The sequence below is a fragment of the Calothrix sp. NIES-2098 genome (assembly GCF_963875125.1).
Classification (GTDB): domain Bacteria; phylum Cyanobacteriota; class Cyanobacteriia; order Cyanobacteriales; family Nostocaceae; genus Aulosira.
Genome location: NZ_CAWNKJ010000001.1, coordinates 879,951 through 903,443, shown reverse-complemented (window position 1 = coordinate 903,443; position 23,493 = coordinate 879,951). Strand labels below are relative to the sequence as shown.

Annotated in this window: 19 protein-coding genes; 12 read left to right on the top strand and 7 right to left on the bottom strand. The window is 42.0% G+C overall.

The features are described 5' to 3' along the window. Window positions 1-8: 8 nt before the first annotated feature. Complete coding sequence (locus AACU33_RS03780) at window positions 9-746, bottom strand: RNA methyltransferase (protein WP_096587112.1); 738 nt, start codon at window positions 744-746, stop codon at window positions 9-11. Between the two features lie 920 nt (window positions 747-1,666). On the opposite strand from AACU33_RS03780, the gene AACU33_RS03775 reads away from it, so the two are divergent. From AACU33_RS03775 to AACU33_RS03750, 6 genes are all read left to right on the top strand, one after another. Further along, window positions 1,667-2,896 (top strand): hypothetical protein, encoded by a 1,230-nt coding sequence (locus tag AACU33_RS03775; RefSeq protein WP_339375742.1) that lies wholly within the window; start codon window positions 1,667-1,669, stop codon window positions 2,894-2,896. 149 nt (window positions 2,897-3,045) lie between these two features. Continuing rightward, a complete protein-coding gene (locus AACU33_RS03770; RefSeq protein WP_096587110.1) occupies window positions 3,046-3,240 on the top strand; it encodes a DUF6888 family protein in 195 nt (64 codons plus the stop codon). Then, window positions 3,227-3,421, top strand: a complete 195-nt coding sequence (locus AACU33_RS03765; RefSeq protein WP_096587109.1) for a DUF6887 family protein — start codon at window positions 3,227-3,229, stop codon at window positions 3,419-3,421. Before AACU33_RS03770 ends, AACU33_RS03765 begins: the two co-directional genes overlap by 14 nt. Before the next feature lie 137 nt (window positions 3,422-3,558). Continuing rightward, a complete protein-coding gene (locus AACU33_RS03760) occupies window positions 3,559-6,114 on the top strand; it encodes a penicillin acylase family protein (RefSeq protein ID WP_096587108.1) in 2,556 nt (851 codons plus the stop codon). A 165-nt stretch (window positions 6,115-6,279) separates the two neighbouring features. Further along, window positions 6,280-6,714 carry a hypothetical protein gene (locus AACU33_RS03755; protein ID WP_096587107.1) on the top strand — a complete coding sequence of 145 codons (435 nt, stop codon included), beginning with the start codon at window positions 6,280-6,282 and terminating at the stop codon, window positions 6,712-6,714. A gap of 225 nt (window positions 6,715-6,939) precedes the next feature. After that, window positions 6,940-8,316, top strand: coding sequence for a transposase (locus AACU33_RS03750; protein ID WP_096587106.1), 1,377 nt, complete (start codon window positions 6,940-6,942; stop codon window positions 8,314-8,316). Window positions 8,317-8,525: 209 nt separating this feature from the next. Here AACU33_RS03750 and AACU33_RS03745 read toward each other — a convergent pair whose 3' ends face one another. Beyond that, on the bottom strand, window positions 8,526-8,858 hold the full coding sequence (locus AACU33_RS03745) for a low molecular weight protein tyrosine phosphatase family protein (protein ID WP_096587104.1): 333 nt from the start codon (window positions 8,856-8,858) through the stop codon (window positions 8,526-8,528). Between the two features lie 142 nt (window positions 8,859-9,000). Between AACU33_RS03745 and AACU33_RS03740 the strand changes: the two genes are divergently transcribed. The 4 genes from AACU33_RS03740 (at window position 9,001) to AACU33_RS03725 (ending at window position 13,710) form a co-directional block, all read left to right on the top strand. Further along, window positions 9,001-10,602: a serine/threonine-protein kinase gene (locus tag AACU33_RS03740; RefSeq protein WP_096587103.1), complete on the top strand. Its 1,602-nt coding sequence runs from the start codon at window positions 9,001-9,003 to the stop codon at window positions 10,600-10,602. 113 nt (window positions 10,603-10,715) lie between these two features. Continuing rightward, on the top strand, window positions 10,716-11,270 hold the full coding sequence (locus AACU33_RS03735; RefSeq protein ID WP_339375741.1) for an SMI1/KNR4 family protein: 555 nt from the start codon (window positions 10,716-10,718) through the stop codon (window positions 11,268-11,270). 423 nt (window positions 11,271-11,693) lie between these two features. Further along, window positions 11,694-11,849, top strand: a complete 156-nt coding sequence (locus AACU33_RS03730) for a hypothetical protein (RefSeq protein ID WP_339375740.1) — start codon at window positions 11,694-11,696, stop codon at window positions 11,847-11,849. Window positions 11,850-12,147: 298 nt separating this feature from the next. Further along, window positions 12,148-13,710: a serine/threonine-protein kinase gene (locus AACU33_RS03725; RefSeq protein WP_096587101.1), complete on the top strand. Its 1,563-nt coding sequence runs from the start codon at window positions 12,148-12,150 to the stop codon at window positions 13,708-13,710. A gap of 64 nt (window positions 13,711-13,774) precedes the next feature. Here the strand turns inward: AACU33_RS03725 and AACU33_RS03720 are convergent, their stop codons facing one another. The 3 genes from AACU33_RS03720 to AACU33_RS03710 form a co-directional block, all read right to left on the bottom strand. Continuing rightward, a complete protein-coding gene (locus AACU33_RS03720; protein WP_096587100.1) occupies window positions 13,775-14,053 on the bottom strand; it encodes a hypothetical protein in 279 nt (92 codons plus the stop codon). Between the two features lie 585 nt (window positions 14,054-14,638). Next, window positions 14,639-17,869, bottom strand: coding sequence for an efflux RND transporter permease subunit (locus AACU33_RS03715; RefSeq protein ID WP_096587099.1), 3,231 nt, complete (start codon window positions 17,867-17,869; stop codon window positions 14,639-14,641). Between the two features lie 17 nt (window positions 17,870-17,886). After that, window positions 17,887-19,206: an efflux RND transporter periplasmic adaptor subunit gene (locus AACU33_RS03710; protein WP_339375739.1), complete on the bottom strand. Its 1,320-nt coding sequence runs from the start codon at window positions 19,204-19,206 to the stop codon at window positions 17,887-17,889. 446 nt (window positions 19,207-19,652) lie between these two features. Here AACU33_RS03710 and AACU33_RS03705 point away from each other — a divergent pair, with 446 nt between their 5' ends. Together AACU33_RS03705 and AACU33_RS03700 are read left to right on the top strand one after the other, a co-directional pair. Next, the gene (locus AACU33_RS03705; protein ID WP_096587098.1) at window positions 19,653-19,835 is read left to right on the top strand and encodes a hypothetical protein; all 183 of its coding nucleotides are present in this window, start codon (window positions 19,653-19,655) and stop codon (window positions 19,833-19,835) included. A 533-nt stretch (window positions 19,836-20,368) separates the two neighbouring features. After that, entirely contained in the window at window positions 20,369-20,764 is a 396-nt protein-coding gene (locus tag AACU33_RS03700; protein WP_096595116.1) for a hypothetical protein, read from the top strand. A 110-nt stretch (window positions 20,765-20,874) separates the two neighbouring features. Here AACU33_RS03700 and AACU33_RS03695 read toward each other — a convergent pair whose 3' ends face one another. Further along, window positions 20,875-21,912 carry an aldo/keto reductase gene (locus tag AACU33_RS03695; RefSeq protein ID WP_096595115.1) on the bottom strand — a complete coding sequence of 346 codons (1,038 nt, stop codon included), beginning with the start codon at window positions 21,910-21,912 and terminating at the stop codon, window positions 20,875-20,877. Between the two features lie 135 nt (window positions 21,913-22,047). Then, window positions 22,048-23,493 (bottom strand): cardiolipin synthase, encoded by a 1,446-nt coding sequence (gene cls, locus AACU33_RS03690; protein ID WP_096587097.1) that lies wholly within the window; start codon window positions 23,491-23,493, stop codon window positions 22,048-22,050.

The following is a 23,493-nucleotide window of genomic DNA, read 5'->3' as shown; positions in this document are numbered from 1 at the left end:
GCGATGAATTACAAGATTTCACGATCGCTCTGGCTGGTAATTGCCCATTCTACTTGCCGCAAAATCCCTCGCAACATAGCTACTTCAGTCGTTTGCAGGTGTGTACGGTTATATAGTTGCCGAAATTTTTCCATTCGGCTAGCTGCGGTATGCGGATAAAGATAACCAATTTTCAGCAGTAAAGATTCTAATTGTTGATAATAAGCTTCCACCACATCCCAAGCAGCCTGTTCTGTTGGTGGTGACTCAGTTGCAGATAATTCCGGAGATTGTGCCAGTTCATAACAGCAGATAGCCACGGCCGTAGCCAGATTCAGGGATTGATAACTCTCATGTGTGGGAATCATCACAAACCGTTGAGCATAATTTAATTCTTCATTGCTTAATCCCCGATCTTCTCTACCAAAAATCAGCGCGACTGGTTTGTCTAATTCTTCTAATAACCAAGGTAGTGCCGTGCGGGGGTTTTCTAAAGGCGTGTCTGTACTGCGAACTCTGCCGGTAGTGGCTATTACCCTGACACATCCCTGCAAAGCTTCAGGTAATGTTGCTACTAAGACAGCAGATTCTAAAATCTCTTTGGCATGAACTGCCATTTTCATCGCTTCCATTGACAGCGGATCGCATTGGGGATTGACTATTACCAAATGATTAAGTCCAAAATTTTTCATTACCCTAGCGATCGACCCCACATTCATTGGACCAGCTGGCTCCATCAAAACAATTCTTAACCCAGCTAATCCCATTTCTTACCTCCTCATACCTATGCAAAATAATTCTCGGTATTATAGCTGCTGCTCAAGAGTTTCCTGGGAATTATTGTAGCTGGGTCTAAAACTTGATTTCTTAAGAAATGTAAAACAAGCCGATTCAAGCAATTATTTGCGCCATAATCTTGGGATTGCTCACGGGTTTCTCACATTTCAACTCTAAGATTTTCAAGTTAAATAAGGCTGACTCTCAAAAATACTGAGTCTCATGTTGGTTAGGCAGAAAATTCGATCGCCAAGGCATTCTACCTTTAATTAATTCCTATAGCTGGAAAATAGACAGGGAAAAACAGGGATAAAATTTTGGTGAGTTACTACTGAGTAATATAAATTAATTCCCCTGCAAGTGTTGCAGAGGAAACAAAATTACGGCGTATATATTCCATTAGTTTAAATGGTGTTGTACTGCCTTTGCGAGCAACTCCATGAATATATAGTTTTCTCTAAGATGGATAAAAAACTATATTCTCAGGCTGTAATCTTTACATCTCTTTAAAAGTAGCTTCTAATGCACTAATGTCTAACAAAAAGGTGTAAAGTTCTGTTTGAGATATTCAAGGTTTAGATTTTTTGGTCAAAAAACTCACATGAATCTATCTTGTTTTCACGGGTAAAAGTCTTTGAAAATATTGGTGGCGATCGCTATGAACATTTTATGAGAGGTATGTAAGTATATAATATTTCTTCTAGTACAAGGTTATTGAGTTATATTAGAGACACGATCGTCTAAATTACTGAACTTTCAATACCAAATAGCATACTAAGTAACCTGTATCCAATATGGTATTAATCCCTACAAGAAGAAAGCAGCAAATTAGTTTAGTTAGGTTAATAATAGAAGATACTTCAAGTTCTACTTATAAGGTAGTTTGTATAAAAAATTAGGAGCTTCAAAAATGTCCCTGAGAAACAAACCATCCGGTTTGATGAAATCCACTGCTAAAAAAGTTGCTCGCGCTCAAAGGGAGTGTGAAATCAAAAGAAAACTTGCCTCCTATGATAACGAGAAAGCTTTACAGGAAAAGCCAAATCAGCCTAAGGATAATTACCTAGAGCAACGTTTATCTGATGTTGATGATATTAATGATGAGCTAGCAGAATGGATACATCAGTTGCAAACGCTATTAGAACATAGTCTCAAGGCAGAAGATTCAGTTTCATTTGAACACTTGCGGATTCGGGAAACATTTCCCCCAATGGAACTACCGCAGGAATTATTAGCAGAATCAAAAAAGCTACAATTTTGCCAGCCAAAATCTCCTCCTAAATGGCTCATGAGACTGCTGCCTTTCTTAGAAAAGCATTATATAAATTCACTTAAAAAAGCCGAATTGAATTATCAGATGGCGCAGAAACAATATGAAGAAACAGAATCTAGCCGCCAAGTATCTCTAGAGCATCTTAAAGCAAATTATGAATGGAAAAAGCATAGTTTTATTTTAGATATTAAAAAGCGCAATGCTGAGATAGATGAATTAGCAGCAGCTTACCAAGACGGAGAGGCATCTGCTGTAGAAATTTATAATGAGATGGTATTAGAACGTTCGGAATATCCAACCTTGGAAGAGTTCCAATACATCTCCTATACAAATGAAGACAAGGTGGCGTTGCCCCAACAATTCCAAGTAGCTTATGTACCCGAATCTAAACAGTTAAAGATTGAGTATGAACTGCCCAAGGCTAAAATTATCCCGACAATAGCAGAGGTGCAATACGACCATAGTAAAGATGAGATTCGCGGCATAGCTAGAAAGCCAGTTGAAATTGAAGAGTTATACCAAGATATAGTAACTGCGATCGCTTTGCGCACGATTAACGAAGTTTTCACCGCAGATCTAGCTCAACATCTAGATACAGTTGTATTTAATGGATTTGTGCAAACAATTGATTCGACCACAGGAAAGCATTCACAAATCTATTTAATATCAGTGCTAGCTACCAAAGATAGTTTTACCAGCATAGATTTTAATAATATTGATAAACTTACTTGCCTGCGAAATTTAGGGGCACAGATTTCATCTTATCTAACTGCTATGCAGCCCGTGCAACCAATTGTTGATTTCAACATGGTAGAAGCAAAGTCAGCGCCAAAGGAAAACATTCATTTAGTACGGGAGTCATCATAAATAGATCGGCGTAATTTAAAGATAATTAGCGTACCCCTTCGAGGAAGCAATCTACGCGTAGCGTCTCCGACAGGAGAGGGCTGTCATTTGTTATTTTTCAATCACTGTTTTAGTTAAAATTAAAAGATATTGCAAAAATGTTTGACTAAATGCCAACCCGCGAACAAGCGATCGCTTCAGTGTGTGTCTGTCAATCACTTTCAGATATGCTACAGCCTATACACTTATTTAGATATGATGCGTTATATAAACATATATTTATACTAGCCGGGATGAATGAAGGCATAGAAATTATTATTTTGGAAGATGGAAGTTGGGAGTTTTACGAAGATGACTCAGCCTGATTTTACTAAAATGACTCGTCAAGAATTAAAAGCTTATATACGACAACACCCAACTGATGATGAAGCCATCCGAGAATTATTTGTGAATCGTCGCAGTCCTGATGCGAAAACCTATCCGTTTCCGTATAACATGACTAAAGAAGAGTTAACAGAGATTTTCCGACCCAAAAATCATAACTAACTGCTGAAGATGGTGTTGTGGCTTGGGCTACTTGTGAAGACGATCGCTTCAGTTTGTGTCAGCTAAAAAATCAACAGCGCACCCCAACCGCAGTACAATGTCCAGTGGTTTGATTAATAACGCCACAACCTGCGCCAATGAGAAGATCCAGAAAAGTTTGGTTGCACAAGACATTAAAAAATCTTGTCATTGTCATACTAGTGTTGGGTCTATCACTAGTGGGGTTTGCCACCCATACTGTACGTCAATCTTTTCCTCAAGACAATGGGGCGATCGCTCTTTCGGGACTAAAAGCTGAGGTAACTGTCCAGCGCGATCGATGGGGAGTTCCCCATATTTACGCCGCCAACTCCCACGATCTCTTCATGGCGCAAGGCTACATCCACGCCCAAGACCGCTTTTGGCAAATGGACTTCTGGAGACACATCGGTTCCGGGCGACTTTCAGAAATGTTTGGTGCTTCCCAAGTAGCAACTGACAAGTACTTGCGGACAATGGGTTGGGCTAGGGTAGCACAGCAAGAAATCGCACAAATGAATGCAGAGATGAAAGCATATCTAGAAGCATACTCTGAAGGGGTAAATGCTTATCTAGCAGAGCATCAAGGTAGCGCCCTGAGTCTAGAATATGCTGTGTTGAAACTGCTGAATCCTGGGTATAAACCTGAACCTTGGCAAATGCTGCACTCCTTAACTTGGGGTAAGGTTATGGCTTACGACCTGGGCAGAAACTTCGAGCGAGAAATTGAACGTACCATTCTCCTCAAAACTTTAAACTTGGCTCAGGTAGAGGAACTTTTCCCACCATATCCCCAAGATTTACCAGTAATTTTACCAGACCAGCAAAAAAGAAAAACAGGGGAACAGAACAATTTTGATGAGACAGAATTAATTGCCTCTAGTATTCAAAAAGAAACCGCAGCAATTACCCCAGCCTTAGAATCAATCGCCCAACCAATGCTGGCTTTAGAGGAATTAATTGGTTCTAGGGGTATTGGGATTGGCTCGAATAACTGGGTAATATCGGGGAAACGCACCACTACAGGTAAGCCGATATTAGCAAACGATCCGCACCTAGCAGTACAAATGCCTTCTATTTGGTATGAGGTTGGTCTGCACTGTACGCCCAAAAGTGAGGAATGTCCCTATAACGTCACAGGCTTTTCCTTTGCGGGGATGCTAGGAGTAATTATCGGTCATAGCGATCGCATTGCTTGGGGCGTGACCAATGTTGAACCAGATGTGATGGATTTATACATTGAGAAAATCAACCCCAATAACCCCAACCAGTATGAGGTAAATGGGAAATGGGTAGATATGCAATTGGTGAAAGAGACAATTCAAGTGGCGGGGAGTCAGCCAATTGTCCAAACAGTGCGCTACACCAGACACGGCCCTATTCTCTCGGATGTCTCACCCAACTTGCAGCAATTCCCAGCAAATCACGGAGTAGAAATCCCGTCAAAATATGCCGTTTCCCTGCGTTGGACAGCTTTAGAACCTGCCACATTGGGGTATTCTATTCCTTTATTAAATCGCGCCCAAAACTGGCAAGAGTTCCGCACAGCCGCGAAAAACTTTGATGTCCCTGCTCAAAATTTAGTTTATGCTGATGTTGATGGCAACATTGGCTACCAAATGCCTGGTAGATTCCCGATTAGAGCCAAGGGCAATGGACGCTATCCTGTACCTGGTTGGACTGATGAATACGAGTGGTTAGGCTATATTGACTTTGAGCAATTACCCAAAAGTTTTAATCCACTCCAAGGTTACATTGCTACAGCTAATAATTTAGTACAAAATAAGTATCCTTATTTGATTACTACAGACTGGGTTTATGGCTACCGCGCACAGCGGATTGTCGAGATGATTTCCCAGTCAAATCAACCTCTATCTCTGCTGGATGTCGAGTCGATACAGGGAGATAATCGAAATTTAAATGCCCAAACTCTATCACCCTTATTTGAAACTATCTCTTTCGATACTCCCCGCCTAGAAGCAGCCAGGAAATTACTTCTAAATTGGAATTTGCAGTTAGAAATGCCCTCATCGGCAGCGGCTTTATTTGAAGTATTCTGGAAACATTTGCTAGCAGATACTTTTCACGATCAGTTACCCAAGGAATACTTTCCTGATGGTGGCGATCGCTGGTATGAGGTAGTTAAAAATCTTGCCAAACAGCCAAATAGTAGCTGGTGGGATAATCTTAGAACCCCCAAAGTCGAGAATCGCGACCAAATTTTGCGACAAGCTTTTACCGAAGCTGTCAATGAACTCGAACATATTCAAGGCAAAGACCCAAAATCTTGGAATTGGGGTAAATTACATACTATTACTTTTCGCAATGCAACCTTAGGTAAATCTGGCGTTATACCTATTGAAGCTTTATTTAATCGTGGTGCTTTTGCTACGGCTGGTAATGGGGAAACCGTCAACGCTAATCGTTGGCAAGCACACAAATCTTTTGAGGTGACGGATATTCCTTCCCTACGGATGATTGTTGATTTAAAAAATCTTGATAATTCGGTAGCAATTCTTGCACCCGGTCAATCAGGTCACGCCTTCCATACTCACTACACAGATATGGTTGATACTTGGCGCAAAATTGAATACCATCCCATGCTTTGGGAACCGCAGACTGTAAGTGCTAACACTGCTGCTTCACTAAAATTAATTCCCAAATCGGGGACTTGAGCAACGCGAATATTGTGCTGAGTTGTTTAATTTGCAACACGCAAGTATGTAACTTTAAACTGCAATAAATTAGTATAACTTAATACTATTGACCGAGAGTATGGAGTATAACGTATCTTGACCAATACCTAACTCGGGATTTTGCAAAATCTAGTCGAGAAAATAATGATTAAACAAAGTATTATAGTTTCTGGAGCTACTGCGATCGCATTACTATTTGCAGGCTGTGGAGAAAGTAAGGTTGCTCAATGTAACAAAATAGTTAAGGTAGCAAATCAGGCAGTTACAGTAGGTCAAGACTTTGGTAAAAATCCTAATCCTCAGAAAGGTTCTAAAGCTTTAACTGAAGTAGCCGCCAAGATAGACACAATTACCACAGAGATGAAAGGGCTAGAAATCAAAGATGAAAAATTACAAGGCTTTCAAGGGCGCTTTCTCACTTTATATCAAAGTACTAGCAAGGGTTTAAAAGATACGGCAACAGCCATAGATAAAAAGAATTTAAAATCAGCAAATACTGCTTTAGCATCTTTGAAAAAGAATAGTGGCGAAGAAACTAAGCTAGTTAATGAAATTAATACTTACTGTTCTGGTAAATAATTGTGATAGCAATTTGAAAAGTATACGATAGAGGGGTAGGGGCACAAAATTTTTGTGCCCTTTTAAATTGGGATTAGATAGTAGTACTTGTAGGGTGGGCAATGCCAGCCCTTTCAACGCGAACAAATGAACTACTTCATGAATATCTGAAACCCAACCCCAGTAAGGAATGTGAGGTACGACTTCGATGTATCCTCAACATATTCAACTGTTTTGGGCATCAAAATGCTATCCGCCATCTTTGAACAATTTGTGCAAGAAAGTCCAATAAGTGTGATGGCACGAGGATTAATGGAGCGAGTATTCGCCCCAGAAATCATGGATAAATTATTTGAAACCCATGCAAAAGTCCAATACCAGCAAGACTTATTGTTTTCCAGCCAAGTTGATTTAATGAGTTTGGTAGTGTGTGGAATTCAGAAATCGGTTCATGCAGCCTACAAAGCAAGAGCTGCGAACTTAATAGTGAGTAGTACTGCACTATATAAAAAGCTCTCTGGCGTGGAACTGGGCGTGAGTCAGGCGTTAGTTAGACAAACAGCAAGCCAATTGCAGTTGCTCATTCAAAAAATGGCAGGAGAACAGCCAAATCCACTACCGGGATATCAACACAGAATTGTTGATGGGACTTGTCTAGGTGCCACAGACCATCGACTAGATGCAATTCGGTTATTTGCAGCTAAGGCTCTACCAGGGAAAGCGATAGTTGTGTCAGATCCACTGTCAAAGCTAGTAATAGATATTTTTCCCTGTGTTGATGCTCATGCCCAAGAGCGTAGTTTATTTGATGATGTACTTTTGAGTGTCAAAGCAAATGAAGTTTGGAATGGAGACCGAAATTTTTGTACAGCCAAGTTTCTGTTTAGGATTGCAAACCAACAAGCTTTTTTTGTGGTTCGTCAACATGGGTCGTTAGGTTATCAACAACTCTCGCAATTAAAAGCTGTAGGTCACACAGATACAGGCAATCTATTTGAGCAGGAAATCGAAATTAATTACGACGGTAATTTGCTGAAATCTCGCCGGATTTTGCTGAAATTGTTCAAACCAACCCGAGACAAGGAATGGGAAATCGCCATTTTGACCAATTTACCCTCTCATGATGCGGATGCTGCAAAAATTGCTGAATTGTATCGTAATCGCTGGAGCCTGGAGACTCTTTTTCAAACTGTAACTGAGAATTTTCACGGCGAAATTCAAACCTTAGCCTATCCCAAAGCAGCTTTATTTTCATTTTCGATGGCATTAACAACATACAACATTCTTGCTACTCTCAAAGCTGCCTTAGGATCTGTACATGGAGTCGGTAAAATTGATGCTAGCTTGTCAGATTTCTATTTAGTTGATGAAATTACTGGCACTTACCGGGGAATGATGATTGCAATTCCAGCCGTCCATTGGCAAGCATTTGAGACCTTTTCTCTTGAGCAAATGGTGTTGGTTTTGCAAGATTTAGCAGCCAGAGTCGAACTTAAATGTTTCCTCAAGGCGATTCGAGGGGTAAAGAAAAAGCGAGAACCTTTAATAGTTGACAGCAAACATCGTCACGTTTCTACTGCGCGACTTTTAGATACCCATCAGAATACTCAAAACAAAAGCTAATATTTCTGGTTTTGACTTAAATCGCCTGGAGGATAATTCAATGCACTTTCATGTCTGCTGCAAACGGCTTTATGCTTTAGAAATTAGTCAGGGTAAGGCTTTTATTAATTATCTCTTACTAGTTCATTTGTTCGCGTTGAAAGGGCTGGGTGGGCATTGCCCACCAGATGAGGGTTTCGGTGAGCATTGCCCACCCTACTCGCTCGCTTTTAATCTTTAATTTGTAAGATTGGTAGCACTTTTTGCTTTAACAATTTAACTAAAGCTGGTTCCATATATTCATATTCATCCGGAATATTCAAACAGATAACTCGCTTATCTTTGAGAAAGGGCTGAAAATTTTTGGCTAGTTTTTGTTTATGGGTTTTTTCCATCACAAAAATGATATCAGCCCATGCGATCGCTTCTGTGGAAACTGGTACTTCTGCATAGCGATCTAACCCTGCTGAGTCTGTTTCTAGCCCTTCATATTCAGAAAACACAACCTCAGCAGTAGGGCTGCGCAATCTATTTTGGCTACATAAAAATAAAAGCTTCTTCATTAATTAATATTTTAAACCACTATAGCAGCCATGACAAAGACTTCAGGCTATTGCTGCTCAATCATTTAATTTAAAATCAGAAATTCAAAATGCTATAAACTATACAACAAATACTCTTGTACTCACTGGCTAACGCCAATTTATGCAAACGCTGCTGAACAATCGCTATCAAGTTATTCAGACTTTGGGGGGCGGTGGATTTGGTGAAACTTTCTTAGCAGAAGATACCCAAATGCCCTCCAAACGTCGCTGTGTCATTAAACAACTCAAACCGATTCATAACAACCCGCAGATTTACCAACTCGTACAAGAACGGTTTCAAAGAGAAGCAGCAATTTTAGAAGACTTGGGCGGTTCTACTGACCAGATTCCGACATTGTATGCTTATTTTCAGTCAGAAGGGCAATTTTATGTAGTTCAAGAGTGGGTTGAAGGGCAAACTCTTACAGTCAAAGTGCAACAGCAAGGATTGTTAAGTGAAAGTGCAGTTCGAGAAATTTTATTAAATTTGTTACCTGTTCTAGAGTATATTCACTCAAAGCGAATTATTCACCGTGATATCAAGCCGGATAATATTATCTTGCGTTCTCGAGATAACAAACCTGTCCTCATTGATTTTGGTGCGGTGCGGGAAACAATGGGAACAGTATTTAATTCCCAAGGTAATCCTACCAGTTCGATTGTGATTGGTACGCCGGGATATATGCCCAGCGAACAAGCAATGGGTAGACCTGTTTTTTCCAGCGATTTATATAGTTTAGGAATGACAGCAATTTATTTGCTGACTGGGAAACAACCCTCAGAACTCGAAACAGATCCGCGTACAGGAGAAATTATCTGGCATCAACACGCTTTAAGTGTAACTCCGACCTTTGCAGGAGTTATAGATCGTGCGATCGCCTATCATCCCCGCGATCGCTTCGCCAGCGCTAGAGAAATGCTACAAGCCTTACAAGTAGGGGCAAATATCTTTCCGCCTACAGTACCTTATAACCAGCCACCTGTAGTCAATACTCCAGTACCACCAACTGAACACACAATTCCCGTCAGTCCAGGCCCAGTTCATCAACAAAATACCATTCCTGTCAGCCCAGCCCCAGCTTATCAAACTACTAATCAAGCAAATAATGGGCAAAAGGGAGTCTTTATTGCCAGTTTAGTTGCAGGTGGTTTGATCGGCAGTGCGATCGTTATTGGTTTTGCACTCAACAATAACAAACAATCTCAACCAATAGCAGAGTCTACAAAGTCATCAAATCAATCTGCAACAATCCGCAACGAACCACAGGAGACAGCAACACCGATAACAACGTTTATTCCTAGTCCAAGGGTGACAGATTATTCTCCTACACCAGTTCCTAGCCAAACTCCATCTCTGCAAGCTTCTCCCGCAACATCAACGCCAGTCGATCGACCATCGCCAGAACAAGCCGTACAAAATTATTACGCAAATATCAATCAAGGCCAGTTTCAAACTGCTTGGAATCAGCTGTCGCCAAGCTTACAAAATAATCGCAAGCTTCACCCTAATGGTTATCTTTCTTATATAGATTGGTGGGGAAATCGGGTGCAAAGTGTAGATGTTCAACAAGTTAATTTAGTACAAGCAAACGCCGAAACTGCAAATGTCAATGCGCGTTTGCAATACTTATTAAAAAATGGCAAAACTGTCCCCAGTTCCGTAAATTTTCTGTTGTTATGGGATGCTGAAAATCGCAGATGGGTTGTTGGCGATGCTAGATAGTTTATAAACTTTATCTCTAACTACAAACCTGAAAGTAGGACAGACAAAATCAACCAAAAATGGATGAACTCTGATTAAACTTAGAAAATTGGCTGGCACAGCACCTCCCCGAAGTGCTTGCAGACCTTAACCCTGGATGTTCTCATCAAGAAATCAATGAGTTAGAAGATAGCTTAAATTGTCAACTACCCGAAGATTTTAAAACTTTTTATCAACGTCATAATGGGCAAAAAGGTAATAGCACAGGGTTATTTTTTGGTTTACCTTTTTTAAGCATAGTTAATCTCTTTGAAGAGTGGTCGGCTTGGCGCGAACTAGCTGACGATGATTTTGCAATGGATATTACTGGTGAATCTTACCCGAATGGTGCAATTAAAACTATCTACATTAACCTCAAATGGATTCCGATAGCAAATGATGGAAGTGGAAACCACATTGGAATTGATTTAGATCCAGATGATGCAGGTTTAGTAGGTCAAGTAATTAACTTTGGACGCGATGAGAATAATAAGTTTGTGCTTGCGCCTTCACTTGCAGATTTCATCGCTTGGATGCTTGCGCAGTATCAAGCAGGCAATTATCAAAGTAATAAGCGTTCGTTAAATATCAAACAACCAGCATTCGATCATTTTTTGGATGCTGTGCCATTGCTGTTTGGCAGATCTTAATTCTTTTTTTAAACATAAGTTTAATCAAGCCTTTCTAGGTGTGGCTTTGCTTTGAGTAGCTATTTCGATAATATAGGCGCTGCAAGGATCTTTTTTATATTATAAAAATTAACGAATGGGTTGTTTATGCCGTGCTGTACTAGTGGTCTATCGCATTAGTTTTGATGGGTAAAAAACGAACCGCGAAGACACGAAGTACTCGAAGGAAGAGAAAAGAAGAAAAAACTTACCCCACAGAATTAATGAGACAAAGCACTAGTAGTCTGCCAAATAAATTATGAGAGGTCATAGATCCCCGACTTGTTCAAAAAGTCGGGGATCTGAACAATGTAACCTATCAAAATCAATCGGGTGGAGTACTAGGTAAACGCACCTGAAATTGTTGTGCCGTAATCAAGACAGATAAAACATCTTAATATGCCGATGCAATGGCATAACAAGCCGATGCAATGGCATAACAAGTCGATGCAATGGCATAACGAGTCGATGCAATGGCATAACGAGTCGATGCAATGGCATAACGAGTCGATGCAATGGCATAACGAGTCAATGCAATGGCATAACGAGTCGATGCAATAACATAACAAGCCGATGTAATGGCATAACAAGCTGATGCAATGGCATTACTTCCCAAAGAAAACCGTCCCGTATTTACCGCACAATAGACGAATCCAATTCGCTAAGGTATGGCTTTCGTTTGTGTAGCGATACCCAGCTAGAGTATTGCGATATTTTTGTTGATTACAAAAATTAATAGAGAACTCCGTAAAAACTAGTAAAAATGGAATATAAAGCATCAAAATTTCTGTTTTCCTCGGTTAAATCTACTTATAGTCCGTAAAAATACGTTTATATAAGAACCGTAGCGGATAAAACTATGACAACGCCGACCATCTTAAACAATCGCTACCGGGTAATTAGTTTATTAGGATCTGGTGGGTTTGGAGAAACCTTTTTAGCAGAAGATACACATATGCCTTCAGAACGCAAATGTGTAATTAAGCAACTCAAGCCTGTAGTTAATCAGCCGCAGATTTACCAGTTAGTCAAAGAAAGATTTCAAAGAGAAGCGGCAATATTAGAACAACTGGGCGATCTTAGCAACCAAATTCCCAGTTTGTATGCTTACTTCTGCTTAAACGGGGAATTTTATTTAGTTCAAGAGTGGATTGAAGGGGAAACATTAACAGAAAAAGTTCAAAAGCAGGGCGTACTTAGTGAAAGTGCAGTCAGGGAAATTTTAGTAAATTTATTACCTTTACTGGAGTACGTGCATAATAAGCATATTGTGCATCGCGATATCAAACCAGATAACATAATTGTGCGTTATCGGGATAACAAACCCGTACTGATTGATTTCGGTGCAGTACGGGAATCGATGGGAACAGTGATGAATTCCCAAGGCAATCCTACGAGTTCAATTGTGATTGGTACGCCTGGATATATGCCCAGCGAGCAAGCTATGGGTAGACCAATATATGCTAGCGATATATATAGTTTAGGCATCACAGCAATTTATTTATTAACTGGGAAACAGCCGCAAGAAATAGAGACAGATCCGCGTACAGGCGAGATAATGTGGCATCAGTATGCTAAAAATCTTAGCCCAACAATGAGAGCAGCGATTGATAAGGCGATTCAGTACAGTCCGCGAGATCGCTATCCCACTGCACAAGCGATGTTAGAAGGATTGCAGCCTAGTTCGAGTGGCGTTCCTCAGACTGTACCCGCGCAACAACAGCGATCGCCATCTGCACCTGTAGCAAAAAAACTGGGGAAAAACATAATTGCGATCGCAGGCGGTAGTATCTTTGCATTCATTGTCTTATTAATGGCGATCGCAACGCTTTTTCAACCCAAGCCGCAAGTCGCAACTAACAACCGACCAAGCACAACATTACCTAATTTCAATGGCTCAAAAAGAGCAGTAAATCTTCGCCCTACTCCTAGAGTCATAGCACCATCGCCACCAACCATTAGCTCAACAGATCCATTCAATATCGCTCCCAGAAGTAGGATTAATGGCGTTATCGAACAACTTACCGAACCAAATGCTTTTATTAACGGAGTTTGGCGGCTACAGTTTAGCAGTGGTGCTACCCGTCATGACGGCGTACTGTTGATGAAAGGTAAGGCGGGACTGATGAGTATTCGTTATTTTAATTCTCAAACTAATCGCACAGAAACTGTATTGCAAAGGATGAGACTTTGGTCGTCTACTCAAGGATTAATTTTAAGAGGACACAATCCCATAGATAGTCAAACTAGACGACCTCATCCTACTTATTCGCCTGACGAATTTTTCTTTCAACGCCGACCAGATGGTACATTATATGCTGACAATTGTGATGCTGCTGGTAATTGTTCGGCTGTCAGAGTCCAGTTTGTATCGCAAAGTCTGAACCCCAATGCAAGTTCAACAGAATTGGAAACCCGCTAGAAACAATCCCGGTTAACTACCCAGAGTTTGCTGAAAAAGTCTGATGGCGAGGATAGGTTCCCCGTTAATACTTTTCTTTATTTGTACTTGAGCGAATAGCTTTATCTAAATCTTGCAGTAATTCTTCTTCCTCATCCCGTTCTTGCTTGAGTTCTCGAACCATTTCCTGACTGGAGCCAATCAACAAGCCAGCAACTCCACCGATGATGGCGTATTTCTCAGCCAAATCTTTATACATTGGACTCGTATAGGGAGTAGGAAGTAAATAAGCAATAATAAAACCAATTCCTGCACCCAATAATGCAGTCACAATACCAGAGAAAGCGATCAGTTTGCCGTTCATTTGCTTTACTCCGATGCTCAATACCCTGCTAGACGATGAGGGTACACTTTCATTCTCTCAATGGATTTCTAACTCGGAGCTTAATCTTTAAATCTTTTAATATCAAGCAAAAAGCAATTCAAAAGCCAGAATTCAGATTATTCTAAATTTTGGCTTGGACATTTTATTATCTATAGCAGCAGTTATCAATGGCATAGAATACATACCATTCGTAGGGGCACAGCATTGCTCACCTGTGTAAACTTAAGCTGAAAGCTAGATCGGACAAGCGTTGTACAAATCCTCCACGCCCTCATCCCCTAACCCCTTCTCCCACAGGAGAAGGGGAATTTAATCTCTATCTCCCCTCTCCTGCGGGAGAGGGGCTGGGGGTGAGGGCAGAACGTTGTCGCCAAGCGGGTATCACGTTAAGTTGACACCAATGAGCATTGCTGTGCCCCTACCGTGTATTGCATCCAAACAAGAACTGCTATAAATAGAATTCAGGAGTCAGTCGCCAGAGTAAGCGCATGAATTCTGTGCGTAGGCGTGAATGAATAAGTGGGTTTAAGACCTCCGCTAAATTGATTCTGCATTGTTCTTCAATTAATGCATTGAATCATTCGGCCCGCGATCTTCACCAGTGCGTGTCCCAACCATCGCTGGTGCTTGTTCGTTCTCCTGTCTATCTGAGGTAGGTGGTTTGGTTTGATGAGAAGGTTTGCGCTTTAAGAAGCGTTCTTCCAAATTTTTGATAATTACGTACAACACCGGAACAATCAGCAAACTCAAAACTGTTGCTACCAGTAATCCTCCAAACAACGCCGTTCCCAACGACCAGCGCGAGGCTGAACCCGCACCTGAGGCGATGACAAGAGGGAAAAATCCCAGCAATGACGCGGATGAAGTCATTACAATTGGTCGAAATCGTTCTTGGGCGGCTGTCAAAGCGGCTTTGGGAATTGTCATTCCTTGTTCAAAGGCTTGGTTAGCGAACTCGACAATCAAAATTGCGTTTTTCGATGCAAGCCCGATTAACATTACCAACGCTACGTTGGCGTAGACATCGTTCACCAAACCGCGTAAAGATAGCGCACTCAACGCCCCTAACAACGCTAACGGTACGGTTAACAAAATAATAGCCGGGTCAACATAACTTTCATACTGAGCAGCCAAGGTGAGGAACACCATAATAATCCCGAAGCCAAAAATCAGAATCCCCAAGTTACCTGCGGATAATTCTTCGCGGGCGGTTCCTGTCCAATCGCTACCAACGCCTGGTAATGCGGTGGCGGTTACTGCTTGCTGCATAGCTTGAATTGCTTGTCCGCTACTGTAACCTTGTGCTTCTCTACCTTGGATACTAATGGCGCGGAAACCGTTGTAGTGAGAAATCACGGCTGGGCCTGTAATCGGTGTGAGTTTTGCTACTTCGCTCAATCGCACCATTTGGTCGTTTGCCGAGCGCACATACAGCTGATTTATATCATTTGGCGATCGCCGAAAGTTACCCTCGGCTTGCACATAAACGCGATAGCTCTGCTGTCCCAAGGTAAAATCGTTGACATACTGCGAGCCAATCGCCGCGCCTAATGTGTTCACAGCTTGCTGAAAATCGACGTTGAGTGCTTCTAGACGATTGCGATCGAAGTCGATTTGAAACTGAGGTGTACTGGCGGTAAACTGCGTAAACACGCCACCTGTCAGTGATGGTTGTTGGTTTGCTTGGGCAATTACTGCTTGCGCATTGGCGAAAAAGTCATCAATGGTCAATCGCCCATTGGTGCGGTCTTCCAACTGTAACTCAAATCCACCCAAGGTACTAAAGCCTTGAATCGGTGGCGGATTGACTGCGGTGAGAATAGCATCTGGGATTGTTTGAAATGCACCATTAATTCGCCCTAAAATTGCTGACGCGCTTTGATTGGGTTGAGTGCGTTCCTCCCAAGGTTTCAGCTTGGCAAAAAATACACCGCGATTTGAGCCGCTACCTGCAAAGCCAAACCCGGAAGTCGCAAAAACGTTCTCAATTTCTGGTTCTTTTTGGAGAATTTGTTCGAGTTTTGTAATTACTCGATCGGTATAAGCTAGAGAAACTCCATCGGGAGCTTGAATAATCCCTAAGACAATCCCTTGATCTTCATTGGGTACGAATCCTGTGGGCACATGGGTGAACATAAAATATGTCCCAGCTAAACCCACGACAAATAAGGCGACCACAGCGTAACGCAAGCGAATCAAAAAATTAACGATCGCTAAAAACTTTTCAATAATCCATGCCAAAATCTGATTAAATTTGTTAAAAAACCAACCCAAGGGGCCGCGTTTGGGTCTGGGCGGACGTAGCAAAATCGCCGCCATACTCGGACTAAAGGAAAGGGCGTTAAACGTCGAGATAGCAATGGAGAACGCAATCACTAACGCGAACTGCTGATACATTTTTCCGGTAGAACCTGGGAAAAATGCCACGGGAATAAACACCGCCATCAATACCAGCGATGTTGCAACTACAGCACCAGTCAGTTCCTCCATCGCTTCATAAGAGGCTTGTAGCGGTCTGACTCCTTGTTCAATCTTGCGGGCGATCGCTTCGACAACGATAATTGCGTCATCAACTACTAACCCTGTGGCTAAGATTAATCCAAATAAAGTTAAATTATTGAGTGAAAATCTAAATACGTAAGCAAATGCTAAAGCACCGATCAGCGAAACCGGAATCGCCACAATCGGAATAATTGTGGCGCGCCAGTCTTGGAGAAACAGAAAAATCACCAACACAACCAAAGCGATCGCTTCGGCTAGGGTTTTCACTACTTCTTCTAGGGAAGCTTGCACAAACCCAACAGTGTCGTAAACGACCTGGGTTTTTAATCCTGGTGGAAAGTCTTTGCTCAGTTCGTCCATCTGCGCTTCAATGTTTTTCGCCACATCTAACGCATTACTTCCCGGCGACTGATAAATTGCCATCCCGATCGCAGGCTTCCCATTATTTTTCGCATTGCTGGCGTAAGTCTCTGAGCCGAGTTCCGCACGCCCTACATCTCTAAGCTTAATTAAATTGCCATCACTCCCAGCTTTAATAACGAGGTTCTCAAACTCGGATGCATCTTTGAATTGACCATTAACCCGCAACGGAATTTCATAGGTTTGACCGGGGGGTACTGGTGCTTGTCCGATAGTTCCGGCTCCGGCGAGAATGTTTTGCGATCGCAGTGCTGTTGCCACATCTGCTACAGTTAATTGCCGACTCGCCAAAGCATTGGGATCGAGCCACAGCCGCATGGCATAGCGCTTTTCACCAAAAATCGTCAGATCGCCGACTCCTGGTGTTCTGAGGAGTTGATCGCGTAAATTCAGGTCAATATAGTTACTGATAAATAGCGGATCGTACTCGTTATTTTCCGCATAAAACGTATAGACCAACAAAATGCTTGTGGAAGCTGTTTGTGCTGTCACACCCAGCTGTTGTACGCTTGTTGGTAAGCGAGGTGTCGCCCTTGCAATGCGGTTCTGCACGTTTACTTGATCAATATTTTTATCCGTCTGCGCCCCGAAATATACTGAGATTTGACTGCTGCCTGCGGAACTGTTCGAGGTCATGTATTGCATACCCTCGACACCGTTAATTTGGCGCTCCAGGGTTGTTGTAACTGCACTTTCAACAGTGGCAACATCCGCCCCTGTATAGTTAGCTGACACCTGAACGCGAATCGGGGCAATATCGGGCAAATAATTGAGTGGTAGTAGCGGAATACACACGCATCCCACAATCAGAATCACTAAAGTACAAACGGTAGTTAGCACCGGGCGTTTGATAAAGTTGTTCGCGATCGACACGATCGGGTCTCCTGAATTTAGGATTGTGGTTGAATGGGTGTGCCTTCTCTCAGTTTGAGAATGCCAGAGGTGACAATGGTTTCACCGGGTTTGAGTCCATCGAGAACTTGATAATTAGGCCCTTGAATATCGCCAAGGCGCACTAAACGCTGATGCACGATTTGCTGTGGTTTGCCGTTGACGGTTGTGTTTTCTGTGACAAAGACAAAACTTTGTCCGCCAATCCGAGATATCGCGACGGTAGGAATCAATATTCCTGGTTGTCGGCTCCAAATTATCCGCCCTTGAACGTATTGCCCATCGCGCAATCGCCCTTGGGAATTGACAAAGCGTGCTTTACTCAAAATCGACTGCTGATTAGCACTGACTGTTGGAGAAATATAGTTAACCGCACCTGTACCTATGACTTTCTGCGTCGTCGGATCGATTAACTGCACAGGCAATCCAATTCGCAGTTGCTTTAATCTATTTGACGGTACAGAAAGATTTAGATCCAAGGCATTGTTTTGGACGATCGTAGTGATGGTTTGTCCAGTATTGACATAATCTCCAACTTTCACAGGAAATTCACCGACTACGCCAGTAATCGGTGCTACCACTCGTTTGAGATTCACGTTAACTTGGGCAGCAGCCGTACCTGCTTGGGCTTGACGTACACTGGCTTGGGCTTGTCGCACTCCTGCACCAGCTGCCGCAACTTGTTTATCTGCGGCTTGCAAATCCGCGATCGCAGTTTGTAAATTATTTCGCGCTACATCTAACTCTTGTCTGGCTTGTGCGCCCTCAGCTACTAATTGTTGGGTGCGATTGAATTGGGTTTGCTGAAGCTGAACGTTGGCTGCAACTTTGGTACGTTGCGCCTGGGCTTGTTGTAGCTGGGCTTGAGCCGTTTTTAACCCCGCTTGGGCTGCACTGGCTGCTGCAACGGAACTAGCAACATTTGCCTGCGTTTGATCCAAACTCAAAGATGCGATCGGCGTTCCTTTTTGCACTCTTTGACCGCTAGACACCAGAATTGCTTCAATTCGCCCCTGAATTTGCGGTTGCAGCGTCACTTTTTGCTGTGCTTCTAATGCTCCCACAAAATCGGAACTTTCTTCAGTCGTACTCGTACCAACTTGCTGAACTTGCACTGGCAATGCTGCGTTTCTAGCATTTGCTGCGGGAGCATTTTGATTAGGAGTAGCCGAACGCTGATTTCCAAAATAGGAAAATATAGCCATCCCACTGATAGCTAAGACAAGACCCAGCCCTAACCCTAGCAACAGCCCTTGCTGTCCTGAAAGCTTTCTTAAAGCAGAACTATCAATTTTAGGAGTTTCTTTAGGAGTTTCCATAAGCGCACCCTCCAACTGCCCAGGCAGAATCAACTAAACGTAAGGTAGTAACTTACTTGTTAGCTAGGGCTGAACAATAAATTATTAGCTAGGGCTGAACAAATAATCTTCCAACCTGAGTAGGAGAATTGTCTCTCAAGTCTGGACAGCAGACCTCGCTCTTGTCCTGTTAATAAGTGCATCTATACTTCAAACATCTGATGAGCCTCTGGCTAAACCTACAAATATGCGCAAAATTGCATAAATATAGGGCGAATATTTCCCCAAAAATGCATCCATGAATGAATCCCTCTCATTTTCAACTAATAATTTCTGCAAAAAGCTAGCGTTCGCCAAGCACGTACAATAATGGTCGGTTCTTACGAATCTCAATCGGATTTTTATTCGTCAGAATGTAGTGGAGCAATTTATTGCACTGTTGCAAAAGCTAAACACAGAGGTAAACTATGTTTCCTTTTTGGGGTAATTCCTGTTATGGAAGCCAACCCATCTCGCACAAAGCTAGCTTAGAGCGCAAATTAAAATTCTTGATTTGGATGCGAGATGATTTAGAGTCTAAACTGGCTGGCATTAATGCTTCTATTGAGACAATTCGGCAGCAAATAGAACGTTCGGATTCAGTTGCTTAGAATTTAGTTCTTATAGATGTTTGTAGTTGAGCCGATTGCAACTACTTTGTGACTGGGCGCTGTATAAAGGCTGCACTAGTGTTCTCAGTCTTTTTACAGCGCTCTGTCGCTAATTAGCACGCCCCAGAGACGATTTAATGTCTCTCGATAAATTTTTTGATGTTGAAATAAGTAGAAACTAAATATATTAATGCCTAAAAATAAGGCTTATACAGGCTTTACATTTAATTAAAATGACTTGCGTTGGTCGTAGCTCATGATTACTTCTGATACCATCGACTGAGATCAATAAAGTAAATTTCTCACCAAGCTCTGACTTTTGTTAGAGGGATAATTAGTTTTTTCTAGTTAGTCTGGATTTGTAATCAAAAGAGACAATTGGCTGCAAAATGATATATCCATCACTCCATTTATTAGGTTAATTACAAGCTAGAAACTAAATTTGGTTTCTCATGTTATTAGCCAAATTTGGAGTGAGCCAATGAAATCTCGAAAATTTGCAAATATCGAGAATGTATCAACGGAGTATTGGGATGATAAATTCGATTTCTAACGCGATCGCTCGCATCGGTTCTTTGCTGAAGGGATTTCAAGTACAACGCTTTTTCGCTGTTGCCTTGGTTGGTTTGATAGTACTGACCACCAATGTTTATGATGGCCGCAGTAGCAGAGAACTGCGCGACCAAGCACGGCAACAAGTAGAGCAAAATGATGCTCAAAGACCCAAAACAATCGGACAATGGAATAAAGAAGCGCGGGAAACCAAAAACGCTCCTGGCGAAAGACTTCAGCGCATTGGTCAACAATCAGCAGAAGCTTTTAAAGAATTTGGCTCTGGCTACGTAGAAGGTGCTAAGGAAACTGCTGGTGGCGTTAAGGATAGCGCAACACAAGCTGGTAGAGATATCTCTAACACCGTAAAACGCTAAGTTGCTGATTGCGATCGCACACAAGTTTCTTTTAGCAAATTGTAGTTGAATTTCTGAATCTGCACTGTGTAGGATCGGTGCAGATTTAGCTTATGTGAATAATTTCGCCGTTATCCTAACCACTCAGGATTCTTAGCTGTACTATCAAATTGACTAGTAGTTTTAAACGGCTCATACTGACCTTTTAACGCCACTTGACGAGTACGATTGAGCAATTCCCTGACTTGTTGTTGGCTCATTGGCTGAAATGTACGTACTGCCTCAAACGCTTGGTTAAGGATTTCCATACTTTCAATACCTGTAATCACCGTTGAAGTCGGCAGATTCATAGCGTAATGCAAGCATTCGATGGGTTTAACTGTATTACTCTTAAGAATATTTTGGTCTCCCATCGATTTCATTCCCAGCACGCCGATTCCATCTTTGACCAGAATAGGTAAAACTTGACGTTCAAAACTCCGGAAGTGGGCATCCATTACATTCAATGGCATCTGTACTGTATCGAAACGGAAGTTATTTTGCGCCGCAGCTTCCAGCATCCTTAAGTGAACGAGAGGATCTTTGTGTCCGGTAAACCCAATGTAGCGAATCTTACCTGCTTTTTGTGCTTCTAATACAGCCTCCATCGCCCCACCAGGAGCAAATACTCGGTCTGGGTCTTCCATGCGCAGGATTTCATGATGCTGTAGCAAATCAATCCGATCTGTCTGTAAGCGTTGAAGAGAATCGTTAATTTGCTTAGTAGCTGCTTCTTTCGTGCGTCCGTCTATTTTAGTCATGAGGAAGGCCTTTTGCCGATAACCGTCTTTGAGAGCCTTACCCATGCGGATTTCGCTACCTCCGTTATGGTAGTCCCAGCTATTATCCATGAAATTAATGCCGCGATCGATAGCTGTACGGACAAGGCGGATACCTTCTTGCTCATCTTTTGGTCTGCCAATATGATGACCGCCTAAACCTATTAGAGATACTTTTTCTCCTGTGCGCCCCAAGGTTCTGTAGATCATTTCGCCACTTCTAGTCTGAGTTGTAGCGGGTGTATTTTGCGCTGAGACTTGAGAAAATAAAGCTTCCCCACCTGCTAATCCAGCTGCAACCAAACCAGAAGTAGAAACTACTTTTAATAAATCCCGTCTGCTGATATCCACAAATTTATTTTTCCCAAAAATTGTCATGCCTTGCTTTCATAGCGTTGCATGACGCAAAAGGTGGTACATCTAACTGTTGAGATAAAACAGGGTATAAACAGAGGTATATATTCTAGGTTGCTCGGTAGCGACTTTTCACAACAATGGCATTAATAACCGAGAAATTCTTACAGCTAACTTAAACCACAGAGGTTTTTTATAGTATTCAGCAAAATCAACAGCAACCGAAACTGCTAAATCATCCTTTAACATTTTCTCCACACTGTCCACAAATTGGGGTGCAGCTACAAAACCCATGACTTCAAAGTTGAGGAAGAATGAGCGATTATCTAAGTTGACTGTTCCTACGCCTGCTAAATCGTCATCAATGAGGATAATTTTTTGATGCATAAATCCATGTTTGTAGCGATATAGCTTAATGCCAATAGCTTCCATTTCGCTATAGTAGGAAAACGAACAGAGGTAAACAAATAAGTGATCTGGGCGATTGGGTAAAATAATTCTTACGTCTACGCCTCGCATTGCTGCTAGTTTCAACGCTGTCAAAGTTGCCTCATCTGGCACAAAGTAAGGAGTAGCAATCCACAGGCGAGTTTGAGCTTCATTAATTGCATTCACAAAGAAAAGATTACAAGCTTTAAACTTATCTGCGGGGCCTGTAGGAAGTACAAATGCAGTTTGATTAACTTCTCGGTTAACTTTAATTTCCCAGTTTACATCAAGAAATTTTCGCGTTGCCCAGTACCAATCCTGCAAAAATGAAGCTTGCAAACTTTGGACAGTTGGGCCTTGCAATTTCATGTGAGTATCGCGCCAAGGACTCAAGTGAGGATTCTTTCCTAAATATTCGTCACCAATATTTAAACCTCCCACAAATCCTATTTCACCATCTACTACCAAAATCTTGCGATGGTTGCGAAAGTTAAGTTGGAAGCGATTACCTTTTCCTTTTGTGGTGTGAAATGCGCTTACTTGAATGCCATATTGGCTGAGAGATTGGATATAGGAGCGAGATAGTTTATTAGAACCAATTTCATCGTAGAGAAAATAAATTTTTACTCCTTGCCTGGCTTTATCAATCAAAGCCTGTTTAAATTCATCACCTGCTTGGTCATCATTTACAATGTATGATTGCAGCAAAATATAATTTGTGGCGAATGCGATCGCTTTCAACATCGCCTCATAAGTTTTTGCCCCGTCTATTAGCAATTCGGCTGCATTACCTGATGTGAAGGGAACTCCCGTAAAAGCCTTAGCTAGTGGTTGCAACTTGGCTAATTTTTCCGGTAGTGCAACCTGAAATTGCGCAATATCATTGTATGTTTGCCGAGCCAGCTGATAGTGTTGGGCATAAACTAAGCGTAGGGCTTCAGCATATCCATGAAATTTAGTTCTGCCGAGAATCCAATACAATGGAATCGCTAGCCAAGGAAAGGTAATTAAAGAAATTCCCCAGGCGATCGCTCCTTGCGAAGAACGCACATTCATCACTGCATGGGCTGCATGGACAATTCCTAAAGCATGAACAACAACTGTAGCCGTACTATAAATAGTTAGAGCAACACCACTATCTACAAGCAT

Coding starts and splice junctions, on each gene's coding strand:
- AACU33_RS03745 (WP_096587104.1), bottom strand. CDS start 8,858: ATGAAGAAGCTTTTATTTTTATGTAGCCAAAATAGATTGCGCAGCCCT.
- AACU33_RS03710 (WP_339375739.1), bottom strand. CDS start 19,206: ATGGAAACTCCTAAAGAAACTCCTAAAATTGATAGTTCTGCTTTAAGA.
- AACU33_RS03775 (WP_339375742.1), top strand. CDS start 1,667: ATGTCCCTGAGAAACAAACCATCCGGTTTGATGAAATCCACTGCTAAA.
- AACU33_RS03780 (WP_096587112.1), bottom strand. CDS start 746: ATGGGATTAGCTGGGTTAAGAATTGTTTTGATGGAGCCAGCTGGTCCA.
- AACU33_RS03740 (WP_096587103.1), top strand. CDS start 9,001: ATGCAAACGCTGCTGAACAATCGCTATCAAGTTATTCAGACTTTGGGG.
- AACU33_RS03755 (WP_096587107.1), top strand. CDS start 6,280: ATGATTAAACAAAGTATTATAGTTTCTGGAGCTACTGCGATCGCATTA.
- AACU33_RS03765 (WP_096587109.1), top strand. CDS start 3,227: ATGACTCAGCCTGATTTTACTAAAATGACTCGTCAAGAATTAAAAGCT.
- AACU33_RS03730 (WP_339375740.1), top strand. CDS start 11,694: ATGCAATGGCATAACAAGCCGATGCAATGGCATAACAAGTCGATGCAA.
- AACU33_RS03770 (WP_096587110.1), top strand. CDS start 3,046: ATGCCAACCCGCGAACAAGCGATCGCTTCAGTGTGTGTCTGTCAATCA.
- AACU33_RS03725 (WP_096587101.1), top strand. CDS start 12,148: ATGACAACGCCGACCATCTTAAACAATCGCTACCGGGTAATTAGTTTA.
- AACU33_RS03760 (WP_096587108.1), top strand. CDS start 3,559: ATGAGAAGATCCAGAAAAGTTTGGTTGCACAAGACATTAAAAAATCTT.
- AACU33_RS03750 (WP_096587106.1), top strand. CDS start 6,940: ATGCTATCCGCCATCTTTGAACAATTTGTGCAAGAAAGTCCAATAAGT.
- AACU33_RS03700 (WP_096595116.1), top strand. CDS start 20,369: ATGATAAATTCGATTTCTAACGCGATCGCTCGCATCGGTTCTTTGCTG.
- AACU33_RS03705 (WP_096587098.1), top strand. CDS start 19,653: ATGTTTCCTTTTTGGGGTAATTCCTGTTATGGAAGCCAACCCATCTCG.
- AACU33_RS03720 (WP_096587100.1), bottom strand. CDS start 14,053: ATGAACGGCAAACTGATCGCTTTCTCTGGTATTGTGACTGCATTATTG.
- cls (WP_096587097.1), bottom strand. CDS start 23,493: ATGCTTGTAGATAGTGGTGTTGCTCTAACTATTTATAGTACGGCTACA.